General features: G+C 70.7%; 5 protein-coding genes and 1 pseudogene. 4 read left to right on the top strand and 2 right to left on the bottom strand.

All coding sequences use genetic code 11. The annotated features are described in order from the left end of the window. Window positions 1–111 precede the first annotated feature (111 nt). The gene (locus tag VJR25_RS00455) at window positions 112–582 is read right to left on the bottom strand and encodes an Lrp/AsnC family transcriptional regulator (RefSeq protein WP_324111392.1); all 471 of its coding nucleotides are present in this window, start codon (window positions 580–582) and stop codon (window positions 112–114) included. 163 nt (window positions 583–745) lie between these two features. On the opposite strand from VJR25_RS00455, the gene kynU reads away from it, so the two are divergent. The 4 genes from kynU to VJR25_RS00435 all read left to right on the top strand — a co-directional run bounded on the left by kynU (window position 746) and on the right by VJR25_RS00435 (window position 4,240). After that, window positions 746–2,014, top strand: a complete 1,269-nt coding sequence (gene kynU / locus VJR25_RS00450; RefSeq protein ID WP_324111394.1) for a kynureninase — start codon at window positions 746–748, stop codon at window positions 2,012–2,014. After that, window positions 1,972–2,145, top strand: a complete 174-nt coding sequence (locus VJR25_RS00445; protein WP_324111390.1) for a hypothetical protein — start codon at window positions 1,972–1,974, stop codon at window positions 2,143–2,145. Before kynU ends, VJR25_RS00445 begins: the two co-directional genes overlap by 43 nt. Window positions 2,146–2,187: 42 nt before the next feature. Further along, window positions 2,188–2,931 (top strand): sulfite exporter TauE/SafE family protein, encoded by a 744-nt coding sequence (locus VJR25_RS00440; protein ID WP_324111388.1) that lies wholly within the window; start codon window positions 2,188–2,190, stop codon window positions 2,929–2,931. Between the two features lie 109 nt (window positions 2,932–3,040). Beyond that, window positions 3,041–4,240, top strand: coding sequence for a pyridoxal phosphate-dependent aminotransferase (locus tag VJR25_RS00435; protein ID WP_324111386.1), 1,200 nt, complete (start codon window positions 3,041–3,043; stop codon window positions 4,238–4,240). A gap of 61 nt (window positions 4,241–4,301) precedes the next feature. Here VJR25_RS00435 and VJR25_RS00430 read toward each other — a convergent pair. Next, window positions 4,302–4,624: pseudogene (locus VJR25_RS00430) on the bottom strand (hypothetical protein); the annotation flags it as partial.

Below are 4,624 nucleotides of genomic sequence, written 5' to 3'. Positions count from 1 at the left end.
CATGGGCTTCGGGAGAGAGGGAACCAAGGGACATGTGCGCCGTGGAGAAGCGCTTGGTGATGGCCTCGATCGGCTCAACCTCCGAGAGCAGGATCGAGAAGATGCGCCCGATCAGCCGGGGAGCACCGCCGCGCCGGGGTGCTGCTCGAAAATCAGCTGGGTCTGCGTGCGCCCCAGGTCGGGGTCGGAGCCGAGGTGCGTCCGGATGAAGTCCCGCAGCGCGGGCACGCTCTCGCACGCCACATGCAGCACGAGGTCCTGCTCGCCTCCGATGAGGTACACCCGCTGCACCCCGGGGATGCGCTGCACGCGCTCGGTGACGAGTGGGAGGTGATCGCGCACGCTGTCGTGCACGCCGACGAGGATCAGCGCCTGCACGCTCGCCCCGGCTGCGACGGGGTCGATCTCGGCGTGGTATCCGCGGATGACGCCGGCGGCCTCGAGGGCCCGGACACGGCCGTGGCACGTGGAGCGCGGCAGGCCGACGCGGGCGGCGAGCTCCTTGTTCGAGAGCCGGCCGTCGCGGGCGAGCTCGGCGAGGATCCGGCGATCGGTCGCCGTCAGCTGAATCTCGTCCGACATCGTGCCTCCCCGGCCGCCACCGATCCGCCCCCGAGCCGTCGGCATCCGTCATTTCTGAATCTTCTTCAGCATCCTAGGCAATCTGCCGAATCCGGGCCATGCTTGAGCGTCGAATCCCGCACCGACGATCGGAGTGCGGACCGCGACGAGGAAGTGAGCCGTGATGACCGATGCAGCGCAGCCGACCACGCGCGAGGAGTGCGTGCAGGCCGACCGGACCGACGAGCTCGCCGCACTGCGCGACGAGTTCTCGCTTCCCGCGGGCGTCATCTACCTGGACGGCAACTCCCTGGGCGCACTGCCGCGCGCCGCCGCCGAACGCGCCGCCCACATCGTCGCGCAGGAGTGGGGCACCGACCTCATCGGCAGCTGGAACAAGCACCACTGGTTCGACCTGCCCGTGCGGATCGGCGAAAAGCTCAACCGCCTCATCGGCGGCGGGGACGGCGAATGCGTCGCCACCGACACCACCTCGGTCAACCTCTTCAAGGCGCTGTCCGCGGCCGTGGGCCTGCAGCGGCAGGATGCCCCGCAGCGGCGTGTGATCGTGTCGGAGCGCGAGAACTTCCCGACGGACCTCTACATCGCCGAGGGCCTCATCACGATGCTCGACCACGGCTACCGGCTGCGTCTGATCGACGCCCCCGAGGAGCTCGACGCCGCGCTCGACGACGACGTCGCAGTGGTGCTGCTCACCCAGGTGAACTACCGCACCGGGCACCTGTGGGACATGCGCGAGACGACGGAGCGCATCCACGCCGCGGGCGCCCTCGCGATCTGGGACCTGTGCCACTCGGCGGGCGCCGTGCCGGTGCACGTCGCGGACGCCGGCGCCGACCTCGCCGTCGGCTGCACCTACAAGTACCTCAACGGCGGCCCCGGCTCCCCCGCGTTCATCTGGGTCGCGAACCGCCACCTGCCCCGCGCCACGTCGCCGCTCACCGGCTGGTGGGGGCACGCGCGCCCGTTCGACATGGCCGACGCCTACACTCCCGCGCAGGGCGGGCGGCGCTTCCTCGTCGGCACGCAGCCCATCCTGTCGATGGCCACCATGGAGGTGGGCGTCGACCTGCACCTGCGCGTGGACCAGGAGGCCCTGCGCCGCAAGTCGCTGGCTCTGACGTCGCTGTTCATCCGCCTGGTCGAGACCCGCCTGGCGGGGCATCCGCTGACCCTCATCACGCCCCGCGACGAGCACCACCGCGGCAGCCACGTGTCGTTCCAGCATCCGGAGGGATTCGCCGTCATGAAGGCCCTCATCGCCCAGGGCGTCATCGGCGACTACCGCGAGCCCGAGGTGCTGCGGTTCGGCATCGCCCCCCTGTACATCGGCTACGCCGACGTGTGGGATGCCGTCGAGACCCTGCGCCGCGTGCTCGACGACGAGCTGTGGCGCGCCCCCGATTTCCAGCTGCGCGGCGCGGTCACCTGATCGCTGCCGACGAGGCGCTCGCCCGCGGCCTCAACGCGCACGACGGCGTGCTCACCAACCGCGGAGTGGCCGACGCGTTCCCCGACCTCCCCTACGCCCCCGTCGCGGACGTGGTGGGCGCGCGGGTTTGATCGCGTTCGCGGTCCGGGATCCCGCCCGCTAGCCTGGATGGGATGCCGGATCTTCTGCCCTGGGCGTGGGCGCTGCTCGCGCTGTGCGCCGTGGTCGTCGGCATCTCGAAGACGGCGCTGCCCGGCGCCAACACGATCTCGATCGCACTGTTCGCCGCGATCCTGCCGGCGCGCACCTCGACCGGCGCGATGCTGCTGCTGCTGATCGTGGGCGACGTCTTCGCTCTGCTCACCTACCGCCGCCACGCGCACTGGCCGACACTGCTGCGCCTCGCGCCGGCCGTGCTGGTGGGTCTCGCCCTCGGCGCCGGGTTCCTGCTCGTGGCGGACAACACCGTCGTCAAGCGGGTGATCGGCGTGATCCTGCTCATCATGGTCGTGATCACGCTGTGGCGTCGGCGCGTGGCCTCGACCGGCACCGGGGATACACCCCACAACCGCTTCGTGACCGTGGGCTACGGCGCCATGGGCGGCTTCACGACGATGGTCGCGAATGCGGGCGGCCCGGTCATGTCGATGTACTTCCTGGCGATGCGCACACCCGTCATGGTGTTCCTCGGCACGTCCGCCTGGTTCTTCGCGATCGTCAACTGGACGAAGCTGCCGGTGATGGTGGGGCTCGGCCTCATCGACGTGCCGGTGCTGCTGCTGGATCTGACACTCGTGCCGCTCGTCGTGGCCGGGGCGTTCGCGGGGCGCTGGCTCGCCAAGCGCCTCGACCAGCGCCTGTTCGACCGCATCGTCACGATCCTCACGGTGGTGGGCGCCCTGTACCTGCTGGTGTGAGAGCCGCCTCGAGGATCCGGCAGCATCACAGGACGCGATGTACAGCATCCCCTACTCGCCCGTACACCGTGGCCGCAAAGCGGGGGTGCGCCGCCGGTACGCTTGAGGCGTGACAGAACGCGCCCCGCTCTCCCGCAAGCTCTCCGCCATCGCCGAGTCCGCGACCCTCAAGGTCGACGCCAAAGCCAAGGCCCTGCAGGCGGCCGGCCGCCCGGTGATCTCGTACGCCGCCGGCGAGCCCGACTTCGCGACCCCGCAGTTCATCGTGGATGCCGCCATCGAGGCGATGCACGACCCCAAGAACTACCGGTATACCCCCGCCGCCGGCCTGCCGGTGCTGCGCGAGGCGATCGCCGCCAAGACGCTGCGCGACTCCGGCCTCGAGATCTCGCCGGCGCAGGTCGTCGTCACCAACGGCGGCAAGCAGGCCGTCTACCAGGCGTTCCAGGCGGTGGTGAACCCCGGCGACGAGGTGCTGCTGCCCGCGCCGTACTGGACCACGTACCCCGAGGCCATCCAGCTCGCCGACGGCGTGCCCGTCGAGGTCTTCGCCGGCGCCGACCAGGAGTACAAGGTCACCGTCGAGCAGCTCGAGGCCGCGCGCACCGACCGCACCACGGCGCTCGTGTTCGTCTCGCCGTCGAACCCCACCGGCGCCGTCTACACCGAGGACGAGACCCGGGCGATCGGCCAGTGGGCCGTCGAGCACGGCATCTGGGTGATCTCCGACGAGATCTACCAGAACCTCGTGTACGAGGGCGTCCGCGCCGTCTCGATCGTCGAGGCGTGCCCGGAGGTCGCGGGTCAGACGATCCTCGTCAACGGCGTCGCCAAGACCTACGCGATGACCGGATGGCGCCTGGGCTGGATGACCGGACCGGCCGACGCGATCAAGGTGGCGTCCAACCTGCAGTCGCACCTGTGCAGCAACGTGAACAACATCGCGCAGCTCGCCGCGGTCGCCGCGCTCAACGGCCCGCAGGACGAGGCCGAGCAGATGCGTCAGGCCTTCGACCGTCGCCGCCGCCTGATCATCGCCGAGCTGTCGAAGATCGACGGCCTCGAGGTGCCGACCCCGCTCGGCGCGTTCTACGCCTACCCCGACGTGCGCGGGCTCCTCGGCCGCGAGTGGGCGGGGAAGACGCCGACCACGTCGCTCGAGCTCGCCGACCTCATCCTCGAAGAGGCCGAGGTCGCCGTCGTGCCCGGCGAGGCGTTCGGCCCCAGCGGCTACCTGCGCCTGTCGTACGCGCTCGGCGACGACCAGCTGCTCGAAGGCATCCAGCGCCTGCAGCGTCTGTTCGCCTGAAACGCTCACGAGACGGAGGGTGCGCGCGGGGCATCGCGCGCACCCTCCGTCTCACACGACGTCAGTCGCCTGTGCCGTCGTGCGTCGTGCTGCCCTGCTCGTCGCCGCTCTGGCCGGACTGGGTCGTTCCCTGGTGATCGCCGTCGCCCTGGCTGTCACCGCCCTGACTGTCGCCGCCCTGACTGTCGCCGCCCTGGCTGTCGCCGATCTGGGTGTCGCCGGATCCGCTCTCCTGGTCCGCATCGCCCTGGCCGTCGCCCTGGTTGTCCTCGGTGGCGCCGTCGCCCGCGGTGGCACCGTCGTGCTCGACTTCAGCAGCGGCATCCTCCGCGGTGCCGTCGTGCGCCGTCCGCGTCGTGTTCTCGTGGGTCGTCGTCTCGACGG

Source organism: Microbacterium sp. (genome assembly GCF_035277845.1).
GTDB lineage: Bacteria > Actinomycetota > Actinomycetes > Actinomycetales > Microbacteriaceae > Microbacterium.
Note: the sequence above shows the minus strand (reverse complement) of the source record. Positions and strands in the feature narration are given on the sequence as shown.

Bases quoted from the DNA above. Each gene is read 5' to 3' on its own strand.
- VJR25_RS00455 (WP_324111392.1), bottom strand. From the start codon at position 582: ATGTCGGACGAGATTCAGCTGACGGCGACCGATCGCCGGATCCTCGCC.
- kynU (WP_324111394.1), top strand. From the start codon at position 746: ATGACCGATGCAGCGCAGCCGACCACGCGCGAGGAGTGCGTGCAGGCC.
- VJR25_RS00440 (WP_324111388.1), top strand. From the start codon at position 2,188: ATGCCGGATCTTCTGCCCTGGGCGTGGGCGCTGCTCGCGCTGTGCGCC.